Source organism: Jannaschia sp. L-14R, from assembly GCF_056857695.1.
Genome location: NZ_JBSXNP010000008.1, coordinates 1 through 25,036 on the forward strand (window position 1 = coordinate 1; position 25,036 = coordinate 25,036).

41 protein-coding genes are annotated in these 25,036 nt (G+C 60.6%); 34 read left to right on the plus strand and 7 right to left on the minus strand.

Annotated features, from left to right (window positions below):
• The 6 genes from AC13C2_RS02775 to AC13C2_RS02800 all read left to right on the plus strand — a co-directional run.
• Positions 1-141 (plus strand): EF-Tu C-terminal domain-related protein (locus tag AC13C2_RS02775; RefSeq protein ID WP_480723619.1); only part of this gene is annotated, 141 nt, incomplete at its 5' end.
• Between the two features lie 131 nt (positions 142-272).
• Complete coding sequence (locus AC13C2_RS02780) at positions 273-1,244, plus strand: CorA family divalent cation transporter (RefSeq protein ID WP_482885884.1); 972 nt, start codon at positions 273-275, stop codon at positions 1,242-1,244.
• 191 nt (positions 1,245-1,435) lie between these two features.
• A complete protein-coding gene (gene rpsJ, locus AC13C2_RS02785; RefSeq protein ID WP_055681395.1) occupies positions 1,436-1,744 on the plus strand; it encodes a 30S ribosomal protein S10 in 309 nt (102 codons plus the stop codon).
• A gap of 13 nt (positions 1,745-1,757) precedes the next feature.
• Positions 1,758-2,630: a 50S ribosomal protein L3 gene (gene rplC, locus AC13C2_RS02790; protein WP_482885885.1), complete on the plus strand. Its 873-nt coding sequence runs from the start codon at positions 1,758-1,760 to the stop codon at positions 2,628-2,630.
• On the plus strand, positions 2,627-3,244 hold the full coding sequence (gene rplD, locus AC13C2_RS02795; protein ID WP_339647254.1) for a 50S ribosomal protein L4: 618 nt from the start codon (positions 2,627-2,629) through the stop codon (positions 3,242-3,244). Before rplC ends, rplD begins: the two co-directional genes overlap by 4 nt.
• On the plus strand, positions 3,241-3,525 hold the full coding sequence (locus AC13C2_RS02800; protein WP_339647251.1) for a 50S ribosomal protein L23: 285 nt from the start codon (positions 3,241-3,243) through the stop codon (positions 3,523-3,525). The genes rplD and AC13C2_RS02800 overlap by 4 nt, the downstream gene beginning before the upstream one ends.
• A gap of 55 nt (positions 3,526-3,580) precedes the next feature.
• Here AC13C2_RS02800 and AC13C2_RS02805 read toward each other — a convergent pair whose 3' ends face one another.
• Complete coding sequence (locus tag AC13C2_RS02805; protein WP_482885886.1) at positions 3,581-4,648, minus strand: RelA/SpoT domain-containing protein; 1,068 nt, start codon at positions 4,646-4,648, stop codon at positions 3,581-3,583.
• Positions 4,649-4,996: 348 nt separating this feature from the next.
• On the opposite strand from AC13C2_RS02805, the gene rplB reads away from it, so the two are divergent.
• From rplB to AC13C2_RS02835, 6 genes are all read left to right on the plus strand, one after another.
• Complete coding sequence (gene rplB, locus AC13C2_RS02810; protein WP_092764367.1) at positions 4,997-5,839, plus strand: 50S ribosomal protein L2; 843 nt, start codon at positions 4,997-4,999, stop codon at positions 5,837-5,839.
• Position 5,840: 1 nt separating this feature from the next.
• Positions 5,841-6,119, plus strand: coding sequence for a 30S ribosomal protein S19 (rpsS, locus tag AC13C2_RS02815; protein WP_092764370.1), 279 nt, complete (start codon positions 5,841-5,843; stop codon positions 6,117-6,119).
• Positions 6,120-6,122: 3 nt separating this feature from the next.
• Positions 6,123-6,503, plus strand: coding sequence for a 50S ribosomal protein L22 (gene rplV, locus AC13C2_RS02820; protein ID WP_092764372.1), 381 nt, complete (start codon positions 6,123-6,125; stop codon positions 6,501-6,503).
• On the plus strand, positions 6,503-7,240 hold the full coding sequence (rpsC, locus tag AC13C2_RS02825) for a 30S ribosomal protein S3 (protein WP_092764374.1): 738 nt from the start codon (positions 6,503-6,505) through the stop codon (positions 7,238-7,240). The genes rplV and rpsC overlap by 1 nt, the downstream gene beginning before the upstream one ends.
• Positions 7,241-7,252: 12 nt before the next feature.
• Positions 7,253-7,666: a 50S ribosomal protein L16 gene (gene rplP, locus AC13C2_RS02830; RefSeq protein WP_092764377.1), complete on the plus strand. Its 414-nt coding sequence runs from the start codon at positions 7,253-7,255 to the stop codon at positions 7,664-7,666.
• Positions 7,667-7,824: 158 nt separating this feature from the next.
• Positions 7,825-8,445, plus strand: coding sequence for a TIGR02466 family protein (locus tag AC13C2_RS02835; protein ID WP_092764379.1), 621 nt, complete (start codon positions 7,825-7,827; stop codon positions 8,443-8,445).
• A gap of 91 nt (positions 8,446-8,536) precedes the next feature.
• Here the strand turns inward: AC13C2_RS02835 and AC13C2_RS02840 are convergent, their stop codons facing one another.
• Positions 8,537-9,322, minus strand: a complete 786-nt coding sequence (locus tag AC13C2_RS02840) for a DUF4145 domain-containing protein (RefSeq protein ID WP_482885887.1) — start codon at positions 9,320-9,322, stop codon at positions 8,537-8,539.
• A 156-nt stretch (positions 9,323-9,478) separates the two neighbouring features.
• Between AC13C2_RS02840 and rpmC the strand changes: the two genes are divergently transcribed.
• The 11 genes from rpmC (at position 9,479) to rpmD (ending at position 13,809) form a co-directional block, all read left to right on the plus strand.
• Positions 9,479-9,715 (plus strand): 50S ribosomal protein L29, encoded by a 237-nt coding sequence (gene rpmC / locus AC13C2_RS02845; RefSeq protein ID WP_482885888.1) that lies wholly within the window; start codon positions 9,479-9,481, stop codon positions 9,713-9,715.
• A 4-nt stretch (positions 9,716-9,719) separates the two neighbouring features.
• Positions 9,720-9,950 carry a 30S ribosomal protein S17 gene (gene rpsQ, locus AC13C2_RS02850; RefSeq protein ID WP_482885889.1) on the plus strand — a complete coding sequence of 77 codons (231 nt, stop codon included), beginning with the start codon at positions 9,720-9,722 and terminating at the stop codon, positions 9,948-9,950.
• A 99-nt stretch (positions 9,951-10,049) separates the two neighbouring features.
• Positions 10,050-10,418 carry a 50S ribosomal protein L14 gene (gene rplN / locus AC13C2_RS02855; protein ID WP_092764388.1) on the plus strand — a complete coding sequence of 123 codons (369 nt, stop codon included), beginning with the start codon at positions 10,050-10,052 and terminating at the stop codon, positions 10,416-10,418.
• Complete coding sequence (rplX, locus tag AC13C2_RS02860) at positions 10,418-10,723, plus strand: 50S ribosomal protein L24 (RefSeq protein ID WP_092764390.1); 306 nt, start codon at positions 10,418-10,420, stop codon at positions 10,721-10,723. The genes rplN and rplX overlap by 1 nt, the downstream gene beginning before the upstream one ends.
• On the plus strand, positions 10,723-11,286 hold the full coding sequence (gene rplE / locus AC13C2_RS02865) for a 50S ribosomal protein L5 (RefSeq protein ID WP_092764392.1): 564 nt from the start codon (positions 10,723-10,725) through the stop codon (positions 11,284-11,286). Before rplX ends, rplE begins: the two co-directional genes overlap by 1 nt.
• A 10-nt stretch (positions 11,287-11,296) precedes the next feature.
• On the plus strand, positions 11,297-11,602 hold the full coding sequence (rpsN, locus tag AC13C2_RS02870; RefSeq protein ID WP_092764394.1) for a 30S ribosomal protein S14: 306 nt from the start codon (positions 11,297-11,299) through the stop codon (positions 11,600-11,602).
• Positions 11,603-11,614: 12 nt separating this feature from the next.
• Entirely contained in the window at positions 11,615-12,007 is a 393-nt protein-coding gene (gene rpsH, locus AC13C2_RS02875; RefSeq protein WP_482885890.1) for a 30S ribosomal protein S8, read from the plus strand.
• 10 nt (positions 12,008-12,017) lie between these two features.
• Positions 12,018-12,551 (plus strand): 50S ribosomal protein L6, encoded by a 534-nt coding sequence (gene rplF / locus AC13C2_RS02880; RefSeq protein WP_092764398.1) that lies wholly within the window; start codon positions 12,018-12,020, stop codon positions 12,549-12,551.
• 11 nt (positions 12,552-12,562) lie between these two features.
• Entirely contained in the window at positions 12,563-12,922 is a 360-nt protein-coding gene (gene rplR, locus AC13C2_RS02885; protein ID WP_092764400.1) for a 50S ribosomal protein L18, read from the plus strand.
• 107 nt (positions 12,923-13,029) lie between these two features.
• Complete coding sequence (rpsE, locus tag AC13C2_RS02890; RefSeq protein WP_474521433.1) at positions 13,030-13,617, plus strand: 30S ribosomal protein S5; 588 nt, start codon at positions 13,030-13,032, stop codon at positions 13,615-13,617.
• A gap of 3 nt (positions 13,618-13,620) precedes the next feature.
• The gene (gene rpmD / locus AC13C2_RS02895; protein ID WP_092764404.1) at positions 13,621-13,809 is read left to right on the plus strand and encodes a 50S ribosomal protein L30; all 189 of its coding nucleotides are present in this window, start codon (positions 13,621-13,623) and stop codon (positions 13,807-13,809) included.
• A gap of 104 nt (positions 13,810-13,913) precedes the next feature.
• Here the strand turns inward: rpmD and AC13C2_RS02900 are convergent, their stop codons facing one another.
• The 3 genes from AC13C2_RS02900 to AC13C2_RS02910 form a co-directional block, all read right to left on the minus strand.
• Positions 13,914-14,579, minus strand: a complete 666-nt coding sequence (locus AC13C2_RS02900; RefSeq protein ID WP_482885891.1) for a hypothetical protein — start codon at positions 14,577-14,579, stop codon at positions 13,914-13,916.
• A 201-nt stretch (positions 14,580-14,780) separates the two neighbouring features.
• Positions 14,781-15,173 (minus strand): group III truncated hemoglobin, encoded by a 393-nt coding sequence (locus AC13C2_RS02905; protein ID WP_482885892.1) that lies wholly within the window; start codon positions 15,171-15,173, stop codon positions 14,781-14,783.
• A complete protein-coding gene (locus AC13C2_RS02910) occupies positions 15,170-15,325 on the minus strand; it encodes a hypothetical protein (protein ID WP_482885893.1) in 156 nt (51 codons plus the stop codon). The genes AC13C2_RS02905 and AC13C2_RS02910 overlap by 4 nt, the downstream gene beginning before the upstream one ends.
• A gap of 80 nt (positions 15,326-15,405) precedes the next feature.
• Between AC13C2_RS02910 and AC13C2_RS02915 the strand changes: the two genes are divergently transcribed.
• Positions 15,406-15,852 carry an RrF2 family transcriptional regulator gene (locus tag AC13C2_RS02915; protein WP_482885894.1) on the plus strand — a complete coding sequence of 149 codons (447 nt, stop codon included), beginning with the start codon at positions 15,406-15,408 and terminating at the stop codon, positions 15,850-15,852.
• Here AC13C2_RS02915 and AC13C2_RS02920 read toward each other — a convergent pair.
• Entirely contained in the window at positions 15,849-16,589 is a 741-nt protein-coding gene (locus AC13C2_RS02920; RefSeq protein WP_482885895.1) for a vWA domain-containing protein, read from the minus strand. The two genes, AC13C2_RS02915 and AC13C2_RS02920, sit on opposite strands and share 4 nt — an antisense overlap.
• Before the next feature lie 177 nt (positions 16,590-16,766).
• On the opposite strand from AC13C2_RS02920, the gene rplO reads away from it, so the two are divergent.
• The 7 genes from rplO to rplQ all read left to right on the plus strand — a co-directional run bounded on the left by rplO (position 16,767) and on the right by rplQ (position 22,020).
• Positions 16,767-17,234, plus strand: a complete 468-nt coding sequence (gene rplO, locus AC13C2_RS02925; protein ID WP_092764414.1) for a 50S ribosomal protein L15 — start codon at positions 16,767-16,769, stop codon at positions 17,232-17,234.
• 117 nt (positions 17,235-17,351) lie between these two features.
• Positions 17,352-18,710 (plus strand): preprotein translocase subunit SecY, encoded by a 1,359-nt coding sequence (gene secY, locus AC13C2_RS02930; RefSeq protein WP_092764417.1) that lies wholly within the window; start codon positions 17,352-17,354, stop codon positions 18,708-18,710.
• Positions 18,707-19,381 carry an adenylate kinase gene (locus AC13C2_RS02935; RefSeq protein ID WP_482885896.1) on the plus strand — a complete coding sequence of 225 codons (675 nt, stop codon included), beginning with the start codon at positions 18,707-18,709 and terminating at the stop codon, positions 19,379-19,381. Before secY ends, AC13C2_RS02935 begins: the two co-directional genes overlap by 4 nt.
• Before the next feature lie 166 nt (positions 19,382-19,547).
• On the plus strand, positions 19,548-19,916 hold the full coding sequence (rpsM, locus tag AC13C2_RS02940) for a 30S ribosomal protein S13 (protein ID WP_092764421.1): 369 nt from the start codon (positions 19,548-19,550) through the stop codon (positions 19,914-19,916).
• A gap of 15 nt (positions 19,917-19,931) precedes the next feature.
• A complete protein-coding gene (rpsK, locus tag AC13C2_RS02945; RefSeq protein WP_092764424.1) occupies positions 19,932-20,327 on the plus strand; it encodes a 30S ribosomal protein S11 in 396 nt (131 codons plus the stop codon).
• Between the two features lie 118 nt (positions 20,328-20,445).
• Positions 20,446-21,462 carry a DNA-directed RNA polymerase subunit alpha gene (locus tag AC13C2_RS02950; protein ID WP_092764426.1) on the plus strand — a complete coding sequence of 339 codons (1,017 nt, stop codon included), beginning with the start codon at positions 20,446-20,448 and terminating at the stop codon, positions 21,460-21,462.
• 138 nt (positions 21,463-21,600) lie between these two features.
• Entirely contained in the window at positions 21,601-22,020 is a 420-nt protein-coding gene (rplQ, locus tag AC13C2_RS02955) for a 50S ribosomal protein L17 (protein ID WP_339640476.1), read from the plus strand.
• Positions 22,021-22,088: 68 nt separating this feature from the next.
• Here the strand turns inward: rplQ and AC13C2_RS02960 are convergent, their stop codons facing one another.
• Positions 22,089-22,274 carry a hypothetical protein gene (locus AC13C2_RS02960; protein WP_482885897.1) on the minus strand — a complete coding sequence of 62 codons (186 nt, stop codon included), beginning with the start codon at positions 22,272-22,274 and terminating at the stop codon, positions 22,089-22,091.
• A gap of 138 nt (positions 22,275-22,412) precedes the next feature.
• On the opposite strand from AC13C2_RS02960, the gene AC13C2_RS02965 reads away from it, so the two are divergent.
• The 3 genes from AC13C2_RS02965 (at position 22,413) to AC13C2_RS02975 (ending at position 25,030) form a co-directional block, all read left to right on the plus strand.
• On the plus strand, positions 22,413-22,967 hold the full coding sequence (locus tag AC13C2_RS02965; RefSeq protein WP_482885898.1) for a helix-turn-helix transcriptional regulator: 555 nt from the start codon (positions 22,413-22,415) through the stop codon (positions 22,965-22,967).
• 74 nt (positions 22,968-23,041) lie between these two features.
• Positions 23,042-23,629 (plus strand): acyl-homoserine-lactone synthase, encoded by a 588-nt coding sequence (locus tag AC13C2_RS02970; protein WP_092764434.1) that lies wholly within the window; start codon positions 23,042-23,044, stop codon positions 23,627-23,629.
• A 72-nt stretch (positions 23,630-23,701) separates the two neighbouring features.
• Positions 23,702-25,030 carry a replication-associated recombination protein A gene (locus AC13C2_RS02975; RefSeq protein ID WP_482885899.1) on the plus strand — a complete coding sequence of 443 codons (1,329 nt, stop codon included), beginning with the start codon at positions 23,702-23,704 and terminating at the stop codon, positions 25,028-25,030.
• Positions 25,031-25,036 lie beyond the last annotated feature (6 nt).

A 25,036-nucleotide genomic window follows, 5' to 3' on the forward strand; every position in this document is an offset into this window, starting at 1 on the left:
GAGATGGTGATGCCGGGCGACAACGTATCCTTCGGGGTCGAGCTGATCGCGCCGATCGCGATGGAGCAGGGCCTGCGCTTCGCGATCCGCGAAGGCGGCCGCACGGTCGGCGCGGGCGTGGTGTCGAAGATTACCGAGTAATCGTCGGAACACCAGGACAACGCGATTGCGTCACCGACCCGATAACAAACGGCCGTCCCAAAAGGCGGCCGTTTTTCGCTGACGGCGATGACACTTGCGTCGCGCAGCCCTGATGGTAACGATCCACCCGCATGACAGCCCTGTACGGATATACTCTTTCCGCACCCCGCCGCGGGGAACGCCTTTCCGGCGCGGCGCTGGAATCCGCCTGTCTGTCCAGCGATCTGGCCTGGGCCCATCTGTCCGCGGAACCCGAAGATGTCGCCGACGCGCAGACCTGGCTTGCCCGCGTTCTTCCCGAACTCGACCCATCGACGGTGCAGGCCCTGACCGGAGCCGGGACACGGCCGCGTTCGGTCCATGTCGGGCAGGGCGCGATGATCCTGCTGCGCGATGTCCCCGATGACACCATCGAGGATGGCGGCGACATGCCGTCGCTGCGCCTGTATGTCGACGCACGGATGGTGATCAGCCTGTCACGTCGGCCAGTCGGCGCGCTGACCGTTCAGTCCGAAAGGATCGCTTCGGGAACGGGGGCCGTCACGACGGGCGCCTTCCTGCACGATCTTGTCGAAATCATCGCCGAGCGGATTGATACTACCGTCGACATTCTGACCCGCGCGACAGACACTCTGGAAGATGCGCTGGACGATGGTCGCCCGACCGAAGACGAACGTCAGGAAGCGACCCGGCTGCGCCGTGCGGTGCTGGGTCTGCGCCGTCACGTTTCCCCTCAACGCGACGCGCTGGAGGCGCTGCGCCTGTTGGACCTTGTGCCCAAAGGCGAACGGCGGCGTCTGGCCGAGTTGCACGACCGCCACGTCCGCGCGGTCGAGGAACTGGACCTGCTGATCCAGCGGCTTGTGCTGGCGCGCGAAGGCATTGCCGGATCGCAGGCCGAACGCCTGAACCGGCAGCTTTACATCCTGTCCATCGTGTCGGTCCTGTTTCTGCCGCTGGGGTTCCTGACCGGATTGATGGGTGTCAATCTGGGCGGCATTCCGGGGGCCGGAAGCCCCGTGGCGTTCTGGATATTCGTCGGGTTGCTTGCCGGGGTCTTCGGCGGGCTCGGACTGATCCTCTGGCGGATGCGCTGGCTTTAGAAAATAGGCAGGCGCGGGGGGTTGCGGTGCGACCCGACTCGGGCTATTCGCCGCGCTCCACGAACGGGGATGCGATGCGTCCCCCTGTTCGTATGGGTTCGACGAGGGGGCCGGGTGGTCCGATCTCCTCCTCTCAACTCAAATGACCGCCCCCCGGACTCCGGGACGTGGCGGCTTGTCAGGCGAATGACATGAAAAGCCAGAATATCCGTATCCGGCTCAAGGCGTTCGATTATCGCGTGCTGGATGCCAGCACTGCCGAGATCGTGGCCACGGCCAAGCGGACCGGCGCGCAGGTGCGCGGCCCGATCCCGCTCCCGAACAAGATCGAGAAGTTCACCGTCCTGCGCGGCCCGCATATCGACAAGAAGTCGCGCGACCAGTGGGAAATCCGCACGCACAAGCGGATGCTCGACATCGTTGACCCGACCCCGCAGACCGTGGACGCGCTGATGAAGCTCGACCTGGCCGCTGGCGTCGACGTCCAGATCTCGGTCTGAGGAGGGCACGACTATGCTGCGTTCCGGAGTGATCGCGAAGAAGGTGGGCATGACCCGCATCTTCCAGGAAGACGGGAAACAGATCCCCGTCACAGTGCTGCAACTCGATGGCCTTCAGGTCATCGGCCAACGCACGGATACATCGCATGGCTATACGGCCGTGCAACTGGGTGCCGGCGCCGCCAAGGCCAAGCGCACCAGCCAGGCGATGCGCGGCGTCTTCAAGGCCGCCAACGTCGAACCCAAGCGCAAGATCGTGGAATTCCGCGTCGATGCGGACGCCATGATCGAAGTGGGCGAGGAAATCATCGCCGACCATTACTTCGAAGGTCAGTTCGTCGACGTGTCGGGCACCTCGATCGGTAAGGGGTTTGCCGGTGCGATGAAGCGCTGGAACTTCGGCGGTTTGCGCGCCACGCACGGCGTGTCGATCAGCCACCGGTCGCACGGCTCCACCGGCCAGTGTCAGGACCCCGGCAAGGTGTTCAAGGGCAAGAAGATGGCCGGTCACATGGGGGCCGCCCGTGTCACCACGCAGAACCTGCAGGTCATCAAGACCGACACCGACCGTGGCCTGATCATGGTCAAGGGCGCCGTTCCCGGCTCCAAGGGCGGATGGGTTACGATCAAGGATGCGGTGAAGAAGCCGTTCCCCGAGAGTGCCATCGTTCCCGCCGCGCTGCTGTCTTCCAAGAAGGAAGCCCAGAAGGCCGCCGAGGAAGCTGCATCCGCCGCCGAAGCCGAAGCCAAGGCCGCCGAGGAGGCGCAGGCCGCCGAACAGGCCGCCGCCGAGGAAGCCGCGCTGAAAGCCGCGGAAGCTGAAATCTCCGACGAGTCCGCAGATACGGACAATTCGGACGCCGATAAGAAGGAAGATGACGCATGAAACTCGATGTCATCACCCTGGACGGCGGCAAAGCCGGTTCCGTCGAGCTGAGCGACGACATTTTCGGTCAGGAGCCGCGCCGCGACATCCTGTACCGGGTCGTCCGCTGGCAGCGGAACAAGGCGCAGGCCGGAACCCACAAGGTCAAAACCCGTACCGAGGTCAAGTATTCGACCAAGAAGATCGTTCGTCAGAAGGGGTCCGGCGGCGCACGCCACGGCTCCCGCAAGGCGCCGATCTTCCGCGGCGGCGGTGTCTACAAAGGCCCGACGCCTCGCAGCCATGGCCACGAGCTGACCAAGAAGGTCCGCAAGATGGGTCTGATGCACGCCCTGTCGTCCAAGGCGCAGGCGGGCAAGCTGGTCGTCCTCGACGAGCTGTCGGCCGCGGGCAAGACCGGTGCGCTGGCCCGGCAGGTCAAGGATCTGGGCTGGAAGCGCGCGCTGATCATCGACGGCGCGACCGTCAACGAGGATTTCGCGCAGGCCGCGCGCAACCTCGGCAACGTGGACGTTCTGCCGACGATGGGCGCGAACGTCATGGACATCCTCAAGCGTGATACGCTCGTTATCACCAAGGCGGGTGTCGAAGCTCTGGAGGCTCGGTTGAAATGAACACCTATGACGTGATCCGCAAACCGATCATCACCGAAAAGGCCACCATGGCGTCCGAAGCGGGCGCAGTGGTCTTCGAAGTGTCCATCGACGCGAACAAGCCGCAGATCAAATCGGCGGTCGAAGAACTGTTCGGCGTGAAGGTGAAGGCCGTGAATACGTCCATCACCAAGGGCAAGACCAAACGTTTCCGGGGCCAGATGGGCCGCCGCAAGGACGTGAAGAAAGCCTATGTCACGCTTGAGCCGGGCAACACGATCGACGTGACCACCGGGCTGTAAGGTTCGGTTTGAGTTGAGAGATCAGGAGGCCCCGCTGGAAACGGCGGGGCCTTTTCTATCCTACGTTGCCTTCTTCTTGAATGATCTGCACAAAATCCACAGGGTCGTTGAAATAGTTTCGGTAGGCTGAACGAAGCTGTTTAGGATTGTCAGACCGGACATATACCGCGTTGAGACTATCATCACTTGACTCAAGCTCACTCGCCTTCTCAATCGCTGCTGACGGGCTGCTGAACGGAAGAACGTCCAAAGCCAACCCTCCCCACTCATCGCGATAGATGTTTAGGACATTGTGTCTAGACAGCTTCTCCTCATCTTCGAATTGGCGAAGTACTTTCAATCGTCTCAAGATGCCCATATTGTTCTCGAGCGTCTGTAATTCAGATCGTAGACTTTGGTTTGAGCGGTCTGAATAGGCCTTACTTAGGTTCTCGTGTTGACGAGCAATTATCTCACTTGAGAGCGCGAAAAATCGCCCACGATCCGACTGATCCAATTCAAATTTTGTTTGCTCGCCATCCAAAAGGTCCGAAATTTCGACAGCTGTGGCCCAAGCGTGTTGCGCACGAGTGCGATACTGGATCTCAACTAGTAGACTATCCCACGGTTTTTTTGTTTGGCTTCGTTCGCTTCCACGTGGGAAGTGCCGGTACACATCATGAATACCACGATATCCTGTGAATTTGGGATGCTCGATGTAGTTGTACTTCTCTGGGTTGTCCTCGTGCCGTAGCTGATGTGCTACATTTCTCATTGTAGCAGTTGAGTGAATGTGGCTGCGGAAATCGACGAGTTCATCAATGTTATCGAAAATCATTCGGCAACCGGCAAAATCGTGCATGCTAGACACGTCGGAGATCAATAACTTCCCTTCTGAGTTTCGACGTTCCAGTTTGCCTAGAACCGTATTTCGCCGCTTTAGCCGTTGAGCAAATTCTACGGAATACGACTTCTTGTTGATGTGGCCCTTGAGCCATGCCTGAAAAGTATTGATCACGTATCCATGCGAAGCCCGCCAGCGATCAACAAGATCGAAGTCTTCAGTTGTCGCTCGGTTCTCAGATATCGCGATGCCTGCACGTTTGACAGCTGACTTGCTATTTGGAGGTTCAGGATATGCCATGTTCCAATGTTGCTGCGAAAGTTTGAGGATGCACAAGAGCTAGTGTTGGAGATAGCAATTTCTCTGGGGGCAACCCCTCCCAATGTCCGACCCAGATCACCCGTAGATCACCCGTAGATCACCCGTGCATCACCCCTGAAATCCGCCGTCCGGAAACTCCTTGCCGCCAACCCTTGACCCCACTCCCCACCCCTCCTAAACCGCCCCATCGGCAGGCCCCGGATTCGTCCGGGGCTTTGACGTTGTTCGCTCCGGTCCAGGCCTGCGCGGACAGATCACCGGGGACCTTCGGGGCCCTATACCTTCGGTGGGGAAACCCACCGTTATGCAAAACGGAAGACAGGTAACATGGCACTCAAGTCGTATAAGCCGACGACGCCGGGCCAGCGTGGGCTGGTTCTGATCGACCGTTCGGAGCTCTGGAAAGGCCGCCCGGTCAAGGCCCTCGTCGAGGGATTGACCAAGAATGGCGGACGGAACAACACCGGACGGATCACGATGCGCCGCAAGGGCGGGGGCGCCAAGCGTCTCTATCGGATCGTCGATTTCAAACGTAACAAACTGGACGTTCAGGCGAATGTCGAACGGATCGAGTACGATCCGAACCGGACCGCCTTCATCGCCCTGATCCGCTACACCGACGGGGAGCAGGCCTATATCCTGGCGCCCCAGCGTCTCGCGGTCGGCGATCGCGTCGTGGCCTCGGCCAAGGCCGACATCAAGCCCGGCAATGCGATGCCGTTTCAGGGCATGCCGATCGGTACGATCATCCACAACATCGAGCTGAAGCCCGGCAAGGGCGGTCAGATCGCACGCGCCGCGGGCACCTATGCCCAGTTCGTCGGTCGTGACGGTGGATATGCGCAGATCCGTCTGTCCTCGGGCGAGCTGCGTCTGGTGCGTCAGGAATGCATGGCGACGGTTGGCGCGGTCTCGAACCCCGACAACTCGAACCAGAACCTCGGTAAAGCGGGCCGCAACCGTCACAAGGGCATCCGCCCGTCCGTGCGCGGTGTGGTCATGAACCCGATCGACCACCCGCATGGTGGTGGTGAAGGCCGGACCTCGGGTGGTCGTCACCCGGTCACGCCCTGGGGCAAGCCGACAAAGGGTGCGCGCACCCGCAACAAGAACAAGGCGTCGTCGAAGCTGATCCTGAGATCGCGTCACGCCAAGAAGAAAGGCCGCTGATATGAGCCGTTCCGTATGGAAAGGGCCGTTTGTCGACGCCCACGTCCTGAAGAAGGCCGAAGTTGCCCGCGAAGGCGGCCGCAACGACGTGATCAAGATCTGGTCGCGCCGGTCCACCATCCTGCCGCAATTCGTCGGCCTCACCTTTGGCGTCTACAATGGCCACAAGCATATCCCGGTGAACATCACCGAGGACATGATCGGTCAGAAGTTCGGTGAGTATTCACCGACGCGGACCTACTACGGTCACGCCGCCGACAAAAAAGCCAAGAGGAAATAAGTCATGGGCAAGGAAAAAAATCCCCGCCGCGTGGCTGACAACGAAGCCATGGCCAAGTTGCGGTCGCTGCGCACCAGCCCGCAGAAGCTGAACCTCGTTGCCTCGATGATCCGTGGCAAGAAGGTCGAGAAGGCAATCGCCGATCTGACCTTCTCCAAGAAGCGGATCGCCATCGACGTGCGCAAGTGCCTCCAGTCGGCCATCGCCAACGCGGAAAACAACCATAACCTGGATGTTGACGCGCTGATCGTGGCCGAGTCCTGGGTCGGCAAGAACCTGACGATGAAGCGGGGCCGTCCGCGGGCCCGTGGCCGGTTCGGCAAGATCACCAAGCCGTTCGCGGAACTTACGATCATCGTTCGCCAGGTAGAGGAGCAAGCCTGATGGGTAACAAAGTCAACCCGATCGGCATGCGGCTTCAGGTCAATCGCACCTGGGACAGCCGTTGGTACGCCGACACGAAGGACTACGGCAATCTTCTGCTTGAGGACCTGCGTATGCGCGAGTTCATCGAGGAAGAGTGCAAGCAGGCCGGCATCAGCCGCGTCATCATCGAGCGTCCGCACAAGAAGTGCCGCGTGACGATCCATACGGCCCGTCCGGGTGTGATCATCGGCAAGAAGGGTGCGGACATCGAGGTGCTTCGCAAGAAGCTGGCCGCGTTGACCGACTCGGAACTGCACCTGAACATCGTCGAGGTCCGCAAGCCGGAACTGGACGCGGCTTTGGTTGGCGAAAGCATCGCCCAGCAGCTGGAGCGCCGGGTTTCGTTCCGCCGCGCCATGAAGCGTTCGGTGCAGAACGCCATGCGCATGGGGGCCCTGGGCATCCGTGTGAATCTGGCCGGTCGTCTCGGTGGTGCGGAAATCGCACGGACCGAGTGGTACCGTGAAGGTCGCGTGCCTCTGCACACACTGCGCGCCGACATCGACTATGCCGGCATCGAAGCCGTGACCCCCTATGGTATTATCGGGATCAAGGTGTGGATCTTTAAAGGCGAGATCATGGAGCACGACCCGTCGGCTCGTGATCGCAAAGCCCAGGAACTGCAGGACGGTCCTGCCCCCCGTGGCGCCGGAGGCCGTCGTGACGATCGCGGTCCCCGCGGTCCGCGCCGGTAAGGAGTAGAACCCATGTTGCAACCGAAACGGACGAAGTTCCGCAAGCAGTTCAAAGGCTCGATCAAGGGTGAAGCGAAGGGCGGGTCTGACCTGAACTTCGGCACCTACGGCCTGAAAGCGATCCAGCCGGAGCGTGTCACCGCGCGCCAGATCGAAGCCGCCCGCCGGGCCATGACGCGTCACATGAAGCGTCAGGGCCGGGTCTGGATCCGGATCTTCCCGGACGTGCCCGTCACGTCCAAACCCACCGAAGTCCGGATGGGTAAGGGTAAGGGTTCGGTCGATTACTGGGCCTGCAAGGTCAAGCCTGGCCGGATCATGTTCGAGATCGACGGCGTAAACGAAGCCACGGCGCGGGAAGCCCTGCGTCTGGCGGCGATGAAACTGCCGATCAAGACACGGACCGTGGTGCGGGAGGATTGGTAGCGCTTTGCGCTAACGATCTTTCCTGCGGGGTGTAGGCAGTTCGCTCGCAAACTTTCCGGACCCCAAGCCCTCGCAACTTACAGAACCCCCGCTGGACAACCGGCGGGGGTTTTTTCAATCTGACACCCGGTGTCCGCCCGTTCCCACGAGGTTTTCCGTTGCCCGATATCTCCTCCCTTTTCGTCACGCGCATCTACCGCGCGGCACTTTCAGAACATGCCCCAAAGATCGATCCGCAGGAGTTGGAAACATCTTGCCTGTCGATCGCCGAGGACGACGCGGCCGGGCAGGCGTGGTGCGAAGAGAACGACTTTCCCGGCTATACCAGCTACGCATCGCTGACCGACCTCGGCTGGCGGTTCCCGATCTTCAAAACGCTGGTCAAATCGCTGGACAGGCATGTCGCCGCCTTCGCCGAGGATCTGGAGTTCGATCTGGCGGGCAAGAAGCTGACGCTCGACTCGATGTGGATCAACATCCTGCCCTATGGCGGCATCCACACCGGGCACCTGCACCCGCATTCGGTGATCTCGGGCACGACCTATGTGGCGATGCCCAGTGACACGAGCGCCATCAAGTTCGAGGACCCGCGCCTGCCGATGATGATGGCGGCTCCGGTCCGGAAGACGGACGCGCGGCGCAAGCTGCGGACGTTTGCCTATGAAAAGCCGGAGGTGGGGGAGGTGCTGCTGTGGGAGTCGTGGCTGCGGCATGAGGTGCCGATGAACATGTCCGAGGAGGACCGGGTGTCGGTGAGTTTCAATTACGGGTGGGTGTGAGGCCCGATCCGCGAAGTGGCAAACGCTCCGGGGGAGCGTTTGAGGGCCGAACGGGCGGAGCCACGATAGTTGACCGACAGATCATCAAAGCTCACCCGCCAAATTCGCTGTTCCGGTTTTTGATGCTATCGCGAAGCTTCAATGCTAGTTCTTTGATGCGCTTGGAATCATTCTCATATAGTTGAACTAAAACATGAGACATAATTTCTATCGAGTCGTGATAGTCACCATGTCGAACGTCGTCTCCATGTGCGCCCAAATTTCCCACTTCTTTAAGAGCGAGAAACATCTCAGTGTAATCACCATCTTCTTTCGCCGCATATTCGATACGGCGATGTAGATCTATTCTCTTAGCCCCGCCATTCTTCTTTTCCTGTCTGGGGATCCCCATTTCATCAAGGAGAAGCTCGAGCGAGATGCGAAGGGCAGTAGCTGCAGATGAAACATCTGGCCAGAATAATGAGAAGCTTCGTCTTATTTCTTTTGCGACACGATGTGGGGTCTCACCGGGAATATGAAACAATAGTGGCGCTGGACTTATGCCATCAATGCCAAAGTCTTCGCCCCACTCCATTTCGCCATACTGCCCATAAAGAGGCAGTATAGACCCACGACCAATAGCGTGGGAAATCTCCCCGCAAGTTTTTGAGGTGCATTCTAGTTTAAAGACAAACCGGTACCTGATCCAGTCAGGATCCCAAGCCTCATGACCATGAGCGTCCTTCGAGTGCTTTGGTTCGATGCAGTCAAAACTGCCTTCGACGGGTTCGAGACGCCCATTCTCGCAGTTTGGGCAGATGTATGTCTCATATGGCTTACCGGTAAATCCGGGATCAGGTCTGTCGTTACTCTTAGCCATTTTTGCATGTCCAATCATTCTTCCGAATAGTAGTATCTAACATCACGTCTCGGTAGACACCCCCCCTTGCCAACCCCCCGCGCCTCGTCTATGCGGCCCCTTCTACCGTTGATCTCCACCGGAATCAGGGTCACCCGCGAGGGGCCCTCCGGTGATGTTGCAAAGGAACAGGCGATGAACGCCACTGAACTGCGGGGCAAGACCCCCGATGAGCTGCGCACCGAACTGACCAACCTGAAGAAAGAGGCGTTCAACCTCCGCTTTCAGGCTGCCACCAGCCAGCTAGAGAACACCGCGCGCGTGCGGACCGTCAAGCGTGGCATTGCCCGCGTGAATACCATTCTGAACCAGAAAGCGGCGGATGCCGCACACGCTGATACGCGCGCCTCTGGCGCGACCACGGAGGCCTGAGCCCATGCCCAAACGCATCCTCTCGGGCGTCGTGACGTCCTCGCAGAACGAGCAGACCGTCACGGTTTCGATCGAGCGTCGCTTCAAGCACCCGCTGCTGCACAAGACGGTTCGGAAGTCGAAGAAGTACCGCGCCCACGATGAAAACAACCAATATAGCGTTGGTGATATCGTGCGCATTCAGGAATGCCCGCCCCGGTCCAAGACCAAGCGGTGGGAGGTTATTGCCGAATAGGCAGTAACCCGCGGTCCGCCCGATGATGGGCGTGCCGAGACATAACGAAACCCTGGGGACCACGGCACGCATCGCCGCCCCAAAGGTCGGGAGAAACCAATGATCCAGATGCAAACCAACCTGGATGTAGCTGACAACAGCGGCGCTCGCCGTGTTCAGTGCATCAAGGTCCTGGGCGGGTCGCATCGCCGGTATGCCTCCGTGGGCGACATCATCGTGGTGTCGGTCAAGGAAGCCATCCCGCGCGGTCGCGTCAAGAAGGGGGACGTCCGCAAGGCCGTCGTCGTTCGCACCGCCAAGGAAGTCCGTCGTGACGACGGCACCGCCATCCGCTTCGACCGCAACGCGGCCGTGATCCTCAACAACAACAACGAGCCGATCGGCACCCGTATCTTCGGGCCGGTGGTTCGCGAGCTGCGCGCGAAGAACTTCATGAAGATCATCTCGCTCGCGCCGGAGGTGCTGTAATGGCTGCCAAACTCCGCAAGGGTGACAAGGTCATCGTGTTGTCGGGCCGTGACAAGGGCAAGGAAGGCGAGATCGTCTCCGTCGACCCCAAGGCCGGCAAGGCCGTCGTGGACGGTGTGAACATGGCCATTCGCCACACCCGTCAAAGCCAGGCGGCCCAGGGCGGCCGGATCCCCAAGTCGCTTCCGATCGACCTGTCGAACCTCGGCCTGCTGGACGCAAACGGCAAAGCCACCCGCGTCGGCTTCCGCATGGAAGACGACAAGAAGGTGCGCTTCGCCAAGACCACGGGAGACGTGATCTGATGCTGGACCAAGCCAACTACACCCCCCGGCTTCTCTCCGTTTATCGCGAGACCGTGCGTCCCGCGATGAAGGAAGAGTTCGGCTACAAGAACGACATGCAGATCCCGCGTCTGGACAAGATCGTCCTGAACATCGGCTGCGGTGCCGAAGCGGTGCGTGACAGCAAGAAGGCCAAATCGGCGCAGGACGACCTGACGACGATCGCCGGTCAGCAGGCTGTCATCACCAAGGCCAAGAAGTCGATCGCCGGTTTCCGCGTTCGTGAAGACATGCCTTTGGGCACGAAAGTCACGCTGCGCGGCGCCCGGATGTACGAATTCCTGGATCGTCTGATCACAGTCGCAATGCCCCGTATCCGGGACTTCCGCGGCGTGAACGGCAAGAGCTTCGATGGACGTGGCAACTACGCCATGGGCCTGAAGGAGCATATCGTGTTCCCCGAGATCAACTTCGACAAAGTCGACGAAGTCTGGGGCATGGACATCATCATCTGCACGACGTCGAAGACGGATGCAGAGGCGAAGGCGCTGCTCAAGGCCTTCAACATGCCGTTCAACAGCTGAGGACATAGACATGGCAAAAGTATCCATGATCGAGCGTCAGAAGAAGCGCGAGCGGCTGGTGAAGCAATACGCCAGCAAGCGCGCCTCTCTGAAAGAGATCGCCAACGACGAATCCAAGCCCATGGAGGAGCGGTTCAAGGCCCGGCTGAAACTGTCGGAACTGCCCCGCAACTCCTCGCCCGTTCGTCTCAACAATCGCTGCCAGCTGACCGGTCGCCCTCGGGCATATTACCGCAAGCTGAAGCTCAGCCGCATCATGCTGCGCGATCTGGCCAGCCAGGGGAAAATCCCCGGCATGGTCAAGTCCAGCTGGTAAGGGAGCACACACATGAATGATCCCATTGGTGATATGCTGACCCGCATCCGCAATGCGCAGATGCGTGGCAAGACCACCGTCATCACCCCCGCGTCCAAGTTGCGCGCTCACGTCCTCGATGTGCTGGCTGAAGAAGGCTATATTCGCGGATATGAGAGCAAGAGCGACCGCGCCGGTCACCCGACGCTGGAAATCTCGCTCAAGTATTATGAGGGCGTGCCGGTTATCCGCGAAGTGAAGCGGGTCTCCAAGCCGGGCCGCCGGGTCTATCTGGGCGTCGGCGATCTGCCGTCGGTCCGCCAGGGCCTTGGCGTTTCGATCGTGTCCACGTCCCGTGGCGTCATGTCTGATGCAAACGCACGCAACGCCAATGTCGGCGGCGAAGTGCTCTGCACAGTATTCTGAGGAGGGTATAATGTCTCGTATCGGCAAACGACCCGTCGACCTGCCTTCGGGCGTCGAAGCCTCGGTCTCGGGTCAGACCATTTCGGTCAAGGGTCCCAAGGGCACCCGCTCGTTCACCGCCACCGATGACGTGACCCTTTCGGTCGCGGACAACGGTGTCTCGGTGGAGCCGCGCGGCAAGTCCAAGCGCGCCCGCCAGCAATGGGGCATGTCCCGGACCATGGTGGCGAACCTCGTCACCGGCGTCTCGGACGGCTTCAAGAAAGAGCTGGAAATCACAGGCGTCGGCTATCGTGCCCAGATGCAGGGAAATACCCTGAAGCTGGCCCTCGGTTACAGCCATGACGTCAATTATGAAGTGCCCGAGGGCGTGACGGTGACTGCTCCCAAGCAGACCGAAATCACGGTCGAAGGCATCGATCAGCAACTCGTCGGTCAAGTCGCGGCCAACATCCGCGAGTATCGGAAGCCCGAGCCCTACAAGGGCAAGGGCATTCGCTACAAAGGCGAGTATATCTTCCGCAAGGAAGGCAAGAAGAAGTAAGGACCAGTCAGATGGCAAACAGCAAACGGGATCTGTTCCTCAAGCGCCGCCTGCGCGTCCGGAACAAGCTTCGCAAGATGGCTGCAGGGCGTCCGCGCCTTTCGGTTCATCGGTCGAACAAGAACATCATGGTGCAGGTGATCGACGACGTTCAGGGCAAGACGCTTGCGTCCGCCTCGACGCTCGAAAAGGACCTGGGCGTGGTCGGCAAGAACAACATCGACGCGGCGACCAAGGTCGGCACGGCGATTGCCGAACGGGCCAAGAAGGCGGGCGTCGAAGACGTCTACTTCGATCGTGGCGGCTTCCTTTTCCACGGAAAGGTGAAGGCTCTGGCCGAAGCCGCCCGCGAAGGTGGCCTGAAGTTCTAAGACAGTTGCAGGGGGCCTTTCATGGGCCCCCTCGATGATCCGGGGGTTTCATGCCCACCTGGATCGGAAATTTACGGGCGCTTGCCCAAGCTTGAAGGAATTGCTGCATGGCAGAACGTGACAACAGAGGCGGCGGCAGAGGCCGTGGCCGCGAGGAAACACCGGAATTCGCCGACCGTCTTGTGGCGATCAACCGCGTGTCCAAGACCGTCAAGGGCGGTAAGCGCTTCGGTTTTGCCGCGCTCGTCGTCGTCGGTGACCAAAAGGGCCGCGTCGGATTCGGCAAGGGCAAGGCCAAGGAGGTCCCCGAGGCCATCCGTAAAGCCACCGAGCAGGCCAAGCGCCAGATGATCCGCGTCGCCCTGCGCGACGGTCGCACGCTGCACCACGACATGGAAGGTCGCCACGGTGCCGGTCGCGTCGTGATGCGGACCGCCCCGGAAGGCACCGGTATCATCTCGGGTGGCCCGATGCGCGCCGTTTTCGAGATGCTGGGCATCAAGGACGTGGTGTCCAAATCGATCGGTTCGCAGAACCCCTACAACATGATCCGGGCAACGCTGGATGGTCTGACCAAGGAATCGAGCCCCCGGTCGGTCGCGCAGCGTCGCGGCAAGAAGGTCGCCGAAATCCTGCGCAAGGACGACGGCCCGAAGATCGACGGCGATCAAGCGCCCGTCGCAGAGGAGGCCTGATTCATGGCTAAAACAATCGTGGTCAAGCAGGTCGGCTCCCCGATCCGCCGCCCCGCCGACCAGCGCGCAACGCTGATCGGTCTGGGCCTGAACAAGATGCACCGCACACGCGAACTGGAAGATACGCCTTCCGTGCGCGGCATGGTCAACAAGATCTCGCATATGGTGAAGATCATCGAGGAGAAGGGCTGAGGCCTTTCTGGTCTGTGCTCCGGCATGAACCGCCCGTTAGAATGAAACGCCCCGGCCAGGTATGTCCGGGGCGTTTTTACGTCTATTGAGCGGACCGCAGCATGTCAGTCAGCAGGGGTCTCGACCGGCACGGGTTCGGTATAGATGACTTTGCCGATTGTCGTGTTCAGAGCGAGGTCCCTATGCTTCAGCAGGCCGTCGGCAATATAGAGGCGCGACACTTCGTAGGATCTGAGCTTGTTGGCGTCTTCAAGGTCGCGGACATAAATCACGGGTCCGTCCGCATCCTCCGGCGTTTCCATCCAGAAGTAGTCCGGGTTGGCGGTCCGTTCCATGTCCTGAAGGATGGCCAAAATCTTGTCGCTGTCGGTTACCCGATCCACGGAAAAGTAGCAGGCTCCTTCATAGCTGCCGAGTGCAACCGCGGTGACGGCACCCGCAATGAGCGTGACCGGTGCCGTCGCGATCGAGGCGAGGGTTGCGAGTATGCCAGATGCGCCGGACGCTATCGTAACAGTTTCGGTAACCGATCTGCCGGTGACCGCCCGATTCAGCAGCGACGACCCGGACTGGGTATGGATGAGCGAGTAGGACCCGACCGTTGCATTTGTCACATCGGCGCTCACCGGGACCGCGCCTGTGTCAGTCATCGTTGATGCAACCCTGCCGAAAAGCTTGCTGGGCTTGTAGTCGCAGACTGCGGCATGGCCGATGGATGGGGCGACCGCGATCAGCGCGGCCGTTACGGCAGCGGCGAATGACTTCTGCATGGGGCATCCTCGGAACAGGGTGTGGAATGAAGGCTCAGAAGGATACATAGACCGATTTCGCAGCGTTTTCAGTCTGTCTGGGTGTAGATGAGAATGGGCGGGCGGGAATGCGCCCAACGTTATGAGACGTTACCGCGTAGCGCAGCGGTTCGACGAGTGTCTGCATCGACACGGATCGCTTTGGAGATTTGAGCGCCCCGATTAGTCGGTCAGGATCGGCGGGCCATTCTGGTTGCGTTGCAGCAGGATGCCGGATCGCAGGCCACGCCCAATTCGATGGGCAAGGCGGCTCCAAGCGGCGGCCATATCGGCGGGGAGAGTGGCAAAAAGGGTGGCGTCGAACAATTCCAGCCAGCGGACGAAATGATGGGGCTCGATGTTGCCTGCCGCCATATGAACCTGCATCGGGTTGCCGGAATAGCCGCGCTCCTTGAAAATCGCGTTGCGCCAGAAGGCCGCGATCTTGGCGATATGTGTGTCCCAATCGGTGACATGGCTGGCAAATACCGGGCCGAGCAGGGGGTCAGCACGGACATCGCCATAGAACCGCTGCAGCACCCGGTCCACATCCGCAGGCGTCAGCGACTGGGTCATGCCAGGACGAGCCACAGGACCGCCAGTGCAACGGTGAGATAGATCAACATGTTGAGCATCGACCGCAACAGACCTTGGTCGCTTTCGGGGTCGATGCCCATGGCTTCGCAGATTTTCGTTCCGGGCCAGAGCAGTGCATTTACGATGACCATGACGGGCCCCTTATTGCGTAAAAATTATGCGTAATATATGCGCTCTTTTAATCCGCATTACAAATGCTAAATAAGGGGGCATGCAGCTAGATAAGTTCACCGATTATGCGTTGCGTGTCCTGATGGCCCTTACCGTTCGTGCGCCGGACCGGGTGCCTGCGTCAGAGATCGCGGCGGTCTATGGCCTGTCGGAGCATCACATTGCCAAGGTCGCTTCGGCATTGGTCAAGGCGGGGTTCGCGGTGTCGGAACGGGGTCGATCCGGGGGCCTGCAATTGGCCCGGGAGCCGTCGGAAATTACGGTCGGGCAGGTGGTTCGCGCGCTGAAGGCCGACACGCCGGTGGTGGAATGCATGGGCAGCGACAAATCCTGTCGCATCTTGCCAGCTTGTGGGCTGCGCACGCCTTTGCAAGAAGCGCGGGAGGCGTTTTTTGCCGCGCTCGATCCTTATACGCTTGAGGATATCACGGTTCGCCGCAGCACCATCCGGTTTCAGTTGTGGCCAAAGGCGGGGGCTGCGACCTAGCTGGGGGCCAGCATTACTGCCGGGGTCGATCCGCTTTTCGTCCTTGGTGCGGGTTGTATCTGTCCGATCAACGCGCACCCAAGCGTTTCCTGCAATGCCTCGACCAACTCCTCCACCGTCTGCGTCGAGACGAAGCGCCCGCCGGTCGCATCTGACAGGCATTTCGCCACGGTGTCGCCCTTGGGAATTTGCGAGGCTTCGGGATTGTTCCAGCTGAAGAAGTCGCTTTCCGCCTTATAGCCTATGACGTGGATTGTCAGATCGGCGGCGGTCGCGGCGAGAGTGCGACCCAAGGCGCAGGGGCGGCCGCCGCAGGTTTCGTTTCCGTCCGTCACCAGCACGACAATGGCCGGTTGCAGTCGATAGTTCAGAACCTCCGCCGCGCGCTGTACGGCCGCTGCCAGCGGCGTCAGGCCATTGGGTTCGAGCGCGTCGAGTTCGGCTTTCATCTGGGCTGCGGCGGCGTCGATGGGGGGAAAACGCAGACGGATGCCGTCGCAGGAGCCTTCGGGGCCGGGGCCATAGGTGACGAGACCGATGCGGCGGACCTTTTCGACATCGGGCATGACGCGGGCCATGGCGGCGCGGGCGTCGGTGATGCGGTTGGTCGCGCCGGTGTCGAATCCGATCTCGGCCATGGAGGCGGAACCGTCGAAGACCACCATCGCATCGGTCGCGCACGGGGCTTGTGCTGCGGCTGGCATGGTCAGGGCGAGGAACAGGAAGGCGGCACGCATGGGACGAGTGTGGCGTGGTCCGGCGCATCCGGCAAGCGTTTGCATCATGTCAGACGCTTGCATGAAGACGCGGCGGGGTGTAGGGCTGCGCGGTGTCCTGAGACACATCCGAGAATCAAGAAACGCCGTGTTCGTCCCACATCGCTTCGGGGGCGCTTCCGGCCAAGGAGAAGCGATATGAAACTCAACGATCTGCGCGACAACCCCGGCGCAACCAAGGCGCGCAAGCGCGTCGCCCGTGGCCCCGGTTCGGGCACCGGTAAGATGGGTGGCCGTGGTATCAAGGGCCAGAAATCCCGTTCGGGTGTGGCCATCAAGGGCTACGAGGGCGGTCAGATGCCGCTCTATCAACGTCTGCCCAAGCGCGGCTTCACCAAGCCGAATCGCAAGGAATTTGCCGTCGTCAACCTGTCCAAGCTTCAGGAATTCATCGACAACGGCAAGCTGGACGCTGCCAACATCACTGAAGAGACGCTGGTCACTTCGGGTGTGGTGCGCCGCAAGCTGGATGGTATCCGCCTGCTGGGCAAGGGCGAGCTGACCGCCAAAGCCGTCATCACAGTCACCGGTGCGTCCAAGGGCGCGGTCGAAGCGGTCGAAAAGGCGGGCGGATCGGTCACGCTTCCGGCAGTCGCTGCCGAGTGATGTCCTAAGATTGCTTGTAGGCGGGCGCAGGTCCGCTTACATGAATTCAAGTTTTCCTTGAACGCCGCCTGAGGGAAGACCCGACAGGCGGCGTTCTGCTATCCAAGAGGGGCTCGCATGGCTTCAGCCGCAGAGCAAATGGCCGCCAACATGAGCTGGGGCGCGTTCGGTAAAGCCAAAGAGCTTCGCCAACGTATCCTGTTCACGATCGGCCTGCTGATCATCTATCGTTTCGGAACCTATATTCCGGTTCCGGGCATCGACGCCGTAGCGCTGCGCGACTTTGTCGAGCAGGCGTCTCAGGGTCTGGGGGGCGTGCTGAACATGTTCACCGGCGGCGCGATCGGACGGATGGGGGTCTTCGCACTCGGGATCATGCCCTACATCAGCGCATCGATCATCATTCAGCTGATGACGGCGATGGTTCCGCAGCTGGAGCAGCTGAAGAAAGAAGGCGAGCAGGGTCGCAAGAAGATCAACCAGTATACCCGCTACGGCACCGTCGTGCTGGCGACATTGCAGGGGTATGGGCTGGCGGTATCGTTGCAATCGGGCAATCTGGTGCACACGCCGGGCTGGTTCTTCATCGCATCCAGCGTCATCACGCTGGTGGGTGGCACGATGTTCCTGATGTGGCTGGGCGAGCAGATCACTGCACGCGGCATCGGCAACGGCATCTCGCTGATCATTTTCGTGGGCATTGTGGCGGAATTGCCGGCAGCCTTCGCCCAGTTTTTCGCCTCCGGTCAGTCCGGCGCGCTGTCCACACCAGTGGTTCTGGGCGTGATCGTGATGCTGATCGCGACGCTTCTGTTCGTAGTGTTCATGGAGCGCAGCCTGCGAAAGATCCACATTCAATATCCGCGCCGACAGGTCGGGATGAAGGTCTATGACGGCGGCTCCAGCCACTTGCCGATCAAGGTCAACCCGGCGGGCGTGATCCCGGCGATCTTTGCGTCGTCGCTGCTGCTGCTGCCAACGACGATCAGTACCTTCTCGGGTCAGCAGTCTGGCCCGATCATGTCTACGATCCTGGCCTACTTCGGGCCGGGGCAGCCGCTCTATCTGCTGTTTTTCGGGGGTATGGTCATCTTTTTCACCTACTTTTATACTCACAATGTCGCCTTCAAGACCGATGATGTGGCCGACAACCTGAAGAACCAGAACGGGTTCATCCCCGGCATCCGACCAGGGCAGCGAACGGCGGAATATCTTGAATATGTCGTCAACCGCGTGCTGGTGCTGGGTGCAGGTTATCTGACGCTTGTCGTCCTGATCCCGGAAATGGTGCGCAGTCAGTTGGCGATCACGGCGTATTTCGGCGGCACCTCGATCCTGATCATCGTGTCGGTGGGCATGGACACGATCCAGCAGGTGCAGTCCCATCTTCTGGCCCATCAATATGAAGGGCTGATTGAAAAGAGTCAGCTGCGCGGGAAAAAGCGTGGTCGCAACAAGGGGGCTGCGCGTCGATGAATATCGTTCTTCTGGGACCGCCGGGTGCGGGCAAGGGCACGCAGGCCCGCATGCTGGAGGCCGAACGGGGCATGATCCAGTTGTCTACCGGTGACATGCTTCGGGCGGCCCGGTCGTCAGGCACCCCAATGGGCCGGAAGGTCGCCGCCATCATGGACGCTGGCGAGTTGGTCACGGACGAGATTGTCATCGGTCTGATCGAGGAAAGACTTGAAGGTGACCAGGGCGGTGGATTTATCTTCGACGGCTTTCCCCGGACATTACCACAGGCGGATGCCCTGGGCGAACTGCTGGCGAAGCATGGAACCACGCTGGATACAGTGATCGAAATGCGCGTAGATGACGAGGCGCTGGTCCAGCGGATCACGGCGCGTGCCACCTGCGGCAAGTGCGGCGAAGTCTATAACGACATCACCAAGCCGATTCCTGCGGATGGCAAATGCACGAATTGCAGGGCGTCCGATTTCAGACGCCGGGCGGACGACAATGCCGAAAGCCTGCGGACCCGGTTGATGGAATACTACAAGAAGACGTCGCCCCTGATTGGTTACTATTATGCCAAGGGCAATCTGGCGTCGGTGGACGGGTTGGGCGAGATCGACGCGGTCGCCGCAGAGGTCGCGCAGGCGCTGACCGAGGCCAGACCTGCCGACCTTGCAAAAACTTCTTGACAGGCGGGCATGCATCGCTTGACGCGCCCGTCAAGACTCCCTAAAGCGCAACTTCCACCGGGAATCCCGTGATTCCCGGTTTTCTGTTTGGCCCCGCAAAACAGCGGCGGCCGTTGTGAAAAAAGGTTCTGGCAGTACGGAACCGCAACGATGAAGGAATATTTACTTGGCTCGTATCGCTGGCGTCAACATCCCCACGGGGAAGCGCGTTCCTGTCGCGCTGACATACATCACGGGCATCGGCCCGTCCAAGGCGCGTGAAATCATCGAGGCCACCGGCATCGACGCTTCCCGCCGCATCAACGAGTTGTCGGACGCTGAAGTGCTGTCCATCCGTGAATATATCGACGCCAACCTGACCGTCGAAGGCGATCTGCGCCGCGACACCCAGATGAACATCAAGCGTCTGATGGACCTGGGCTGCTACCGCGGCCTGCGTCATCGCCGGAACCTGCCCGTTCGCGGTCAGCGCACCCACACAAACGCACGCACGCGCAAAGGCCCCGCAAAGGCCATCGCCGGCAAGAAGAAGTAAGGGAGCGCATAGGCAATGGCACGTGAAGCAACTCGTCGCGCCCCCAAGCGCAAGGAACGCAAGAACATCGCCGCTGGTGTGGCGCATGTGAACTCGTCGTTCAACAACACCAAGATCCTGATCTCCGACGTTCAGGGTAATGCCATCAGCTGGTCGTCGGCTGGCACCTGTGGCTTCAAGGGTTCGCGCAAGTCGACGCCCTATGCCGCTCAGATGGCCGCCGAAGATGCTGCCCGCAAGGCGCAAGAACACGGGCTGAAGACCCTTGAAGTCGAGGTTCAGGGCCCCGGTGGCGGTCGCGAATCCGCGCTGCGTGCGCTGGCGGCTGCCGGCCTGCAGATCACTGCGATCCGCGACGTCACGCCCATGGCGCACAACGGTGTACGTCCGCCGAAGCGCCGCCGCGTCTGACGCGACTTAACGAACAGGGCAGGGGGCGCATATCGCGGTCCCTGTTTCGCCGTATATTTACCTCGGGGTTTCTGCGCCAACCGCCCCGGCGCAGGACGGAATTGGAGGGACAGGGCACATGATCCACAAGAATTGGCAAGAACTCATCAAGCCGTCGCAGCTTGACGTTCGTCCGGGGAACAACCCCGCCCGTCAGGCCACCGTCGTGGCCGAACCGCTCGAGCGTGGTTTCGGTCTGACGATGGGCAACGCGCTGCGGCGCGTCCTGATGTCGTCGCTGCAGGGCGCAGCCATCACGTCGGTCCAGATCGACAACGTCCTGCACGAGTTTTCGTCGGTATCGGGCGTCCGTGAGGATGTTACCGATATCGTCCTGAACCTGAAGGGCGTCAGCCTGAAGATGGACGTCGAGGGGCCCAAGCGCGTCTCGATCTCGGCCAAAGGCCCGATGGTCGTCACCGCCGGTGACATCAGCGAGACCAACGGTATCGAGGTTCTGAACCGCGATCACGTCATCTGTCACCTCGACGATGGCGCGGACCTCTACATGGAGCTGACGGTGAATACCGGCAAAGGCTACGTGTCCGCCGACAAGAACAAGCCGGAAGACGCGCCCATCGGTCTGATCCCGATCGATGCGATCTATTCGCCGGTCAAGAAGGTGTCCTACGAAGTGCAGCCGACCCGCGAAGGTCAGGTGCTCGACTATGACAAGCTGACTCTGAAGCTGGAAACCGATGGCTCGCTGGCTCCCGACGATGCGGTCGCATATGCGGCCCGCATTCTTCAGGACCAGTTGCAGATCTTCGTGAACTTCGACGAGCCCGAGGCCGCCCGCGGCGCCGAGGCCGCCGACGATCTGGAGTTCAACCCGCTTCTGCTGAAGAAGGTCGACGAACTGGAGCTTTCGGTCCGGTCCGCCAACTGCCTGAAGAACGACAATATCGTCTACATCGGCGATCTGATCCAGAAGACCGAAGCCGAAATGTTGCGCACGCCGAACTTCGGCCGCAAATCCTTGAACGAGATCAAGGAAGTGCTGTCGGGCATGGGGCTGCATCTGGGAATGGATATCGTCGATTGGCCGCCAGAGAATATCGAGGACCTGGCCAAGAAGTTCGAAAACGAGTTTTGAGTTCGATGCCCCCGAAAGGGGGCGTCTACGACAAATGCCCGCAATTGGCGGGGAAGATCGGGCAAATGCCCCAAGGTGAGGGACCCGCCACGCAGGGGACCCCGGACAAAGTATAAAGACTAGCTACGGAGAAAACCCATGCGCCACGCCCGCGGATACCGCCGCCTTAACCGTACCCATGAACACCGCAAGGCGATGTTCGCCAACATGGCCGGATCGTTGATCGAGCACGAGCAGATCAAGACGACCCTGCCGAAAGCCAAGGAATTGCGCCCCATCATCGAAAAGATGGTGACGCTGGCCGGACGTGGCGATTTGCACGCCCGTCGTCTGCTGCGCTCGCGCCTCAAGGAAGACCGTCATCTGGCCAAGCTGATGGATATCCTCGGACCGCGCTACAAAGATCGCCAGGGTGGATACGTCCGCATTCTGAAGGCCGGTTTCCGGTATGGCGACATGGCCCCGATGGCCATCATCGAATTCGTCGAACGTGACGTCGATGCCAAGGGCGCCGCAGATCGCGCCCGCGTCGAAGCGGAAGACGCCGCCGGGGCCTGATCCTGACCGATATGACATCCTGAAGGCCCCGCCCGATCCGGCGGGGCCTTTTTCGTTTGTCGCCCTCATCACGAGGTGCGCAGTCCTCCGGCTGCCGTTTCGATATCCGCTCCGGTTTGCAGGTCGGAGATCAGACGCTCAAGCTCGTCTTCATCGATCCGCGTCGTTCCCAGAAATTCCAACAGATCGACGCGAGCTTTTGCGTTGAGTTTTAGAACACGCACGAAAAGACGGGGATTCATCTGTTTGTTCATAATACATTAACCAATTTCACCGTTTAAATGGGTTCAAGATACAGTTGACGATGAATTTCTCAACCATTCTAAAAAGACATGCTCGAGAGACGACGCCTCATGGTTCGCTATTTGCAGAGATTGGAACAGCTTGCCCCCATGGGGTACACTGCCGGTATCCATATCCGCTTTGCATCGCCACTGTATCTCCGCAGCACATACCCCAAAGCGTGGCAGGATCTTTATGCCGCCAACAACTACTCGCTTCGCGACCCCCTTGTGTTCTGGGGTGTCAGCAAGTCCGGGCAGATTCGTTGGAGCGAGATCAATTTGCCCGACCCCTTCGGCGTCATGAAACTGGCAGCCGAGCACGGGTTGACCTTTGGCGCCGTGTGTAGCTGCGGCAAGATCACATCCCGCACGATCGTGGGGGTGGCTCGTTCGGATCGGGAGTTTACCGACGCCGAAATCACCGAGATCGCGTCCATTGCCGACGCCCTCCACGAAGTCACAGAGCCGCCCGAGGACCTGACCCCCGCCATGATCGAGGCGCTGCGCCTTGTGGGTGCGGGCGTCCGCCACACGACCGCCGCCGCGGAGATCGGAATTTCGGAAAGCGCGCTGACGGCACGCCTTTCGTCCGCCCGGGATAAACTGGGCGTAAAGACCACGGCCGAGGCACTAAGAATGGCGAGAGAGTTCAGGCTGATCTAGCAGCCCATCCCACAGAGCGAGCATTCCACGGTCCCCTGGTGTCAACGACAACCCGGCAGAGGAAGATATTGTCCATGCAAGTTACCACTCTCTCGTTCCAGAACCTCCACACTTACGGCCCGCTGTTCGCCGACTTGCTGCGCGCGCGCCACAGGACCTTCATCGAGCAGGCCCAATGGGACCTGCCGCAGGCAGACGGAATGGAATTCGATCAATACGACACGCCAGCCAGCCGTTGGGTCGCGGTCCATGAATACGGTCGCATCCTTGCGGGTGTCCGCCTGACGCCGACGACGCATCGCTGCGGCATCTACAGCTACATGATCCGCGATGCCCAGAACGGGCTGCTCGACACCATTCCGACAGACCTTCTTTATGACGAGGCACCGGTCGCTGATAATGTCTGGGAGTCCAGTCGGGTATTCGTCTGCGACGATGTTCCCGCCAAGCTCCGGGTGCGCGTGCAGATGCAGCTAATCGCCGAAATGGTCCGCGCGGGCCGGGAACTCGGTGCGACGTCGGTTCTTGGACTGATCCCGGCGACGTCGCCGCGGCTGGCCCGGCGCGTCGGGCTGGATTGCGTGGCGGCGGGGCCGGTGCTGGACATCGGCGGGTCGGAATCCGTCTGCGTCAACATCTCGATGGCGACCAAGATGCACTGACCGGCGTCTTGCTGCACCGAACGTGAAGCGCGGCGGCTTTATCCGCCGCGCTCGACAGACTACATCATCGTCATGACCGACCTTTTCGACAGCCCTTCGGACAAGTCCGCCGTGCAATCCACGGCCAAGCCCGCCCGCCCCGCGCCGCTGGCCGACCGTTTGCGGCCTGCAACGCTGGATGACGTGATAGGGCAGGACCATCTGCTGGGGCCAGACGGAGCGTTGAGCGTAATGCTGAACGGCGCGATGCCCAGCCTGATCCTCTGGGGGCCGCCGGGTGTCGGCAAGACCACGATCGCGCGACTGCTGGCCGACCGGACCGGCCTTCACTTTGTACAGATCAGCGCGATCTTCACCGGTGTGGCCGATCTGCGGAAGGTGTTCGAGACGGCGCGGAACCGCCGTGCCAACGGCACCGGCACGCTTCTGTTTGTCGATGAGATCCATCGTTTCAACAAGGCGCAGCAGGACGGCTTTCTGCCGCATATGGAAGACGGGACGATCACGCTGGTCGGGGCCACCACCGAAAACCCGTCATTCGAATTGAACGCCGCGCTTATGTCGCGGGCGCAGGTTCTGACGCTGCAAAGGCTGACCCTGCGCGATATGGAGCTGATGACCCAACGCGCCGAGGCGGAGTTGGGCACAAAACTGCCGCTGGATGGGCCCGCCCGTGAGGCGCTCCAGGAAATGGCCGACGGCGACGGGCGCGCGTTGTTGAACCTGGTAGAGCAGGTGGCCGCATGGGGGGCGAAAACGCCCATCGACCGCGATACGCTTGCAAAGCGGCTGCAACGGCGTGCGGCGCAATATGACAAATCGGGCGACAGCCACTACAACCTGATTTCAGCGCTGCACAAATCGGTTCGCGGGTCCGACCCCGATGCGGCACTCTATTGGCTGGCACGGATGCTGAAGGGCGGCGAGGATCCGCGCTACCTGATGCGCCGGATCACTCGCATGGCGGTCGAGGATGTCGGGCTTGCCGACCCGCAGGCGCAGGCGTTCTGCTTGCAGGCGTGGGAGACATATGAGCGGCTGGGATCGCCGGAGGGCGAGCAATCGCTGGGCAACGCAGTCGTGTATCTGGCGCTCGCACCGAAATCGAATGCGGGATACGCCGCGTTCAAGGCTGCGATGAAACAGGCCGGAGAAACCGGGTCCGAGCCGCCGCCCAAACACATCCTGAACGCGCCGACCCGGATGATGAAGGAACAGGGATATGGCGCAGGCTATGCTTATGACCACGATCAGGCGGATGGGTTTTCGGGCCAGAACTATTTCCCCGATGGCATGAAGAGACCCGTGTACTACGTTCCCGTGGATCGCGGGTTCGAGCGGGAGCTGGGACGTCGCGTCGATTGGCTGGTCGACCAGCGCGCCAAGCGTGGCAAAGGTTGACAGTCG